General features: G+C 72.8%; 3 protein-coding genes. All 3 read right to left on the bottom strand.

Going from position 1 to position 4231, the window contains the following annotated elements; genetic code table 11:
- Positions 1-427 precede the first annotated feature (427 nt).
- The 3 genes from JNW89_RS29425 to JNW89_RS29415 all read right to left on the bottom strand — a co-directional run bounded on the left by JNW89_RS29425 (position 428) and on the right by JNW89_RS29415 (position 4207).
- Positions 428-910 (bottom strand): hypothetical protein, encoded by a 483-nt coding sequence (locus JNW89_RS29425; protein WP_238449591.1) that lies wholly within the window; start codon positions 908-910, stop codon positions 428-430.
- Positions 911-1065: 155 nt separating this feature from the next.
- Positions 1066-2763: a DUF4012 domain-containing protein gene (locus JNW89_RS29420; RefSeq protein WP_238449590.1), complete on the bottom strand. Its 1698-nt coding sequence runs from the start codon at positions 2761-2763 to the stop codon at positions 1066-1068.
- A gap of 217 nt (positions 2764-2980) precedes the next feature.
- Positions 2981-4207: a glycosyltransferase family 4 protein gene (locus tag JNW89_RS29415; protein WP_238451572.1), complete on the bottom strand. Its 1227-nt coding sequence runs from the start codon at positions 4205-4207 to the stop codon at positions 2981-2983.
- Positions 4208-4231: the final 24 nt, after the last annotated feature.

The raw sequence follows: 4231 nt of genomic DNA, 5'->3' as shown, positions 1-4231 counted from the left end.
GGTGGTCGGTCCGGACGGGCGCAGCGCCGGTCACGTGCTCGCCGCCGGGCCGGTGCCGCTGGACCGAGGACGTCTGCGCCTGGATCCTCAACCTGGGGGTGGCGCCGGCGGCGCAGCGTCGAGGGCTGGGACGGGCGCTGCTCGGCCACGCGTTGCACGGGGGCGCGGGGCGGCCCGGGGCTGCCCCGGGTGGGCCTGTCGGTGGCCGACGGCAATCCGGCCCGCCGGATGTACGACGAGGCCGGATTCCGCCCGGTGGCGCGGGTGCTCACCGTGGCACTGCCGGGCGACGACGGGTCGCCGGACGCGCTGCCCTGACCGGGCGCACCGGGGTACGCCCGTGGGCGCGCGGAACACGTGCGGGCGCGCCGGAATCCTCCGACGGGCGCCCGTCCTCACTGTTCCGGGCCCTGCCCGGCGTGCGGGATCAGCGTGTCGACCCCATGCCGAAGCGGTTGCGCCGGCGCCACACCAGGCTGCCCAGCATCAGGACCGCCCCCGCGCCGACGAGACCGCCGCCGACCTTGAGCGGGGTGCCCATGCTGTCACCGGTGACGGGGAGCTGCTGGTGCCCGCCCTTCTTCCTCGGCAGCACCTTGAGGAAGGCGCTGAACTGGCAGCCGGCCGCGGTGAAGGTGTAATTGCCGATTTCGGTCGGCCGGAAGGACACGGTGAACTGGCCCGCCGCGTTGGTCTGCGCGGTGAGGTGCCCCGGGGCCGGCTGCGGGAAGGCCACCGCCGCCATCGCGACGGTGCTGCCGTCGCTGCGGCGGGCCGGCGCCTGACCGGGGATGGAGGCGGCGAGGGGCGTCAGGCTCACGTCGATGTCGACCGTCTGGTTGGGACCGAAGCCGGTGCCCCTGAGCACCACGGTCTCGCCGATCTTGATCGTGGTCCGGTGCACCTTCAAGCAGCCCGGCTTCGGCACGTAGTCGTCGGGCGGTGGCTGGGGCGCGCCAGGGGCCGGCTGCGGCTGCGCCGCCCCCGCCGCGGTCGCGCCAGCACGACGGCCAGGCCGGCCGTGAGCGCCATAATGATGCGGGATAGCCGCATGGTGGTCTCCTCCTACTGGTTGCAGCTTGGTGCGGATACAACTTGGGTGGTCCATGGGGTGGCTGTGGGGGTGAGCCAGAGCTCAGGGGTACCGGCGGTGTTCCTGCCGGTCAGCAGGTCGACGTCGAGCGTCCGGGTGGCCCCGGGCGGGACCTCGACGTTGGCGACGCCCACCTGCCGGCGCCGCTCGGTGCCGCTGCCCAGGGCAGCGTCCGCCCCGTCGATCCGGGCGCCCATCACGGCGCCGCCGGCGGGGCTGAAGACGTACACCAACGTGCGGATGGTGTACGGGTCGCCAGCCTTCCCGAGACCGAGCACCGACCTGGTCAGGCCGGACGTCGGCGCCGAGGAGTGCAGGCTGAACCGCAGGCGCAGCTGACGGCGCCCCTCCTCCTGGCACTCACCGACGGTCAGTTGCGCCGTCGGCTTCAGGTAGTAGCCGAGCTTCGCGCCGCTGCCGTCGTTGAGGAACACCCCCACGCTGGGCACCGTCTCGTGCTCGGGCAGGATCCCGCTCACCCGGCTGTCGCCGAAGATGCGCTGTTCTCCTGATCGGGCACTCCAGAACAATATCCTTCGTTCCGCTATAGAGCGGTCGAAAGCGGACAAAATAGCCTTTGGGTTGACTTTCGCGGCAAGAAAGGCGTCGAAGACGGCGGCGGCCGCCGCCGCGTAGTAGGCGTCCTGCTCCTTCAGGCTCATCGTGCGGTAGGTGTCCGAGAGCAGCGTGCGCACAACGGTGTCGGAGGCGAGCTTCGGGCCGCCCGACACCGTGACAGGGCCGGTCGCGGCGAGCAGGTACGACAGGGCCACCGGGTCCACCGCCAGCACACCGTCCACGGTGGTGCCGGTACGGCGCCGGACCATCTCCCGGTAGAGCTTCGCCGCGGTCGGGAAGTGCGGGGTCAGGTTGACGTCCGCCGGGTAGATCGCGGGCAGGTCGGTGTAGAGCTGACGGGTCTCGGCGGGCAGGGTGGCGACCGGCGGATCGAATCGCTCCAGGTCCACCGCGGCGCCCTGGGTGACCATCTCCACCCGGCCGTTGTCGGCGCGGATCACCGCGTACGCCCCGAACATGCCGCCCGTGGCGCGCAGCTCGGCCGGGTTCTGCGAGACGAGCAGGTAGGTACGGCGCCCGTCGGCGCCGAGCAGCGACGGAAGCACCCGGGCACCCTGGTCGGCCGCCCCGGTCAGACCGGCCAGTCGGTCGATCTCCGCCCGCAGGCCGGTCAGGGCCGTTCGTATTTGATCCACCAGGTCCGCGGTCGGCACTGCGTCGAGGCGGTTCCGGGTCTCCCGCACGACGGTGTTCACGTCGGCCAACTCGGTCGAGACCGCCCGCAGCCGACCCACGTCCAAGCGCCCCTCTTTCGGCACCAGGGTGGCGAGATCGGTCCCCACCAGCGTGGGGAAGGCCCGTCGGGCGAGGTCGTCGATGGCGACCGCGATCTGGCGTACCGCTCCCAGGTCGTCACCGGCGTACGGGGAGCGCTGCCCCAGCCACCAGCCCGGGTCGCCGGTGGCGTCGCGGGCCGCCCCGGCCTGCTCCTGCAGTGCGGCGAGCGTGCGCTGCGCCCGGACGGTGTCCCCGCCGACGATCTGCGCGCTGAGCTCACGGGCCAGACCGGCGGCGTTGAGCAGGTGCGCCCGCGCCTGCCAACCCCGGAACCCGACCCACCCGGCGCCCGTCAGGAGCAGGGACCCGACCACGAGTCCGGCGAGCGACGCTCGCCGGATCCGCGCCCTGGTCCGTCGTCGCAAGCGCCTCCGGCTGCGACGCGACACACCGCTCTCGGTCACACCACTCTCCACTCCGAAACGGACAAAATTACGATTCGTCAATTTTCTAGCACGAACCACGCAGTCGGCCTGGCGATTTCACCGCTTTGAGGGCGTAAAAGATGTCGTGCGAGGATCGTTCGGGTGATCACCTGCGGTGCCGCGCGACGGCCACCTGGTTCAGCATTTCCTCCACCCGGTCGACACCCGCCCGCAGCGACATCTCCCGCAGATACGTCTCCCGTCCCCGCCGCCCCATCTCGGAGCGAGCCGCGGACGGGATGGTCGAGGCGAGCCAGAACCGGTCGGCCAGCGTGGCCCAGTCCTCGGGCGGGCAGGACAGCCCCGCCCGGGCGCGCTCCACCAGCTCCACGGTGTCCCCGCCGGCGGAGGCGATCACCGGCGCCGCGCAGGCGAGCGCGGCCTGCAGCTTGCCGGGCACTGTGCCGCGCAGCTCGGGCAGGTCGCGGAGCATGACCAGCTGGTAGTCGGCGGCCGCGTACAGCTCAGGCATGTCCAGCGGCGACCGGCGCTCCACGAATCGGACGTTGTCCGCCCGCAGTTCGGCGGCGAGCCCCCGCACCCGCCGCTCCTCCGCGCCCGAGCCCACCAGCACCAGGTCCGTCCGACCGTCGAGCGCCGCCGCCGCCCGGACCGCCGTCTCGAGCCCCTGCCGTACCCCGATCGTGCCGGCGTGCATGACCACGCACCGGCCGTCGCGCCGGACGAACCCCTGCGCGGCGCGGCTGGGTCGTACCGGCTGGAAGATCCGCTCGTCGGTCCAGTTGAGCACCACCCGCACCCGGGCGGGGTCGACGCTGTCGGCGAGCACCAGGTCCCGCATGGACGGCGCGGTGACCGCCAGGGCGTCCGCCTCGCGCAGCACCCGCCGCATGGTGGTGGCGAGCCGTCCCGGCCCGCGCTGCCGCTGCGCACCGTCACCGGCCACCTCCCCCTCCGGCCAGAGGTCCTGCACGTGTAGCACGGTGGGCACCTTGCCGAGCATCCGCATCAGCGCGGCGGTGGCGAACGTCGTCGCGGGCAGCTGGAAGACGTAGAGCACGTCGATGTCGGCCAGGTAGCGGCGCCCAACCATCGCCACGCTGCCGGCGAAGGAAAGGTGACTGGCCATCCGCGCGCCCGCCGAACCGTCGCCGCCGGCGTAGCGGGGCACCCGTCGTACGGTCAGCCGCTCGCTGCGCGTCAGGTGCCGCCAGCGCTGCCGCCAGCCCGGATAGACGTGCCCGCCGGGATAGTCCGGAAAGCCGGTCAGCACCCGCACCTCGTGCCCCCGGGCGGCCAGCTCCTCGGCGAGGCTGCCCGGGATGAAAGCCGGTTCGGGCGGGAAGTGGTACGACAGGATACCGATCTTCATCAGCGGGTCCCCCTCGGCGGCGGG

This window comes from Micromonospora sp. 4G55, from assembly GCF_016803375.1.
This window is presented reverse-complemented; position numbering and strand designations above follow the sequence as displayed.

What these genes read in the sequence shown, in the direction of transcription:
- JNW89_RS29415 (WP_238451572.1), bottom strand. Translation starts at nt 4,207, where the DNA reads ATGAAGATCGGTATCCTGTCGTACCACTTCCCGCCCGAACCGGCTTTC.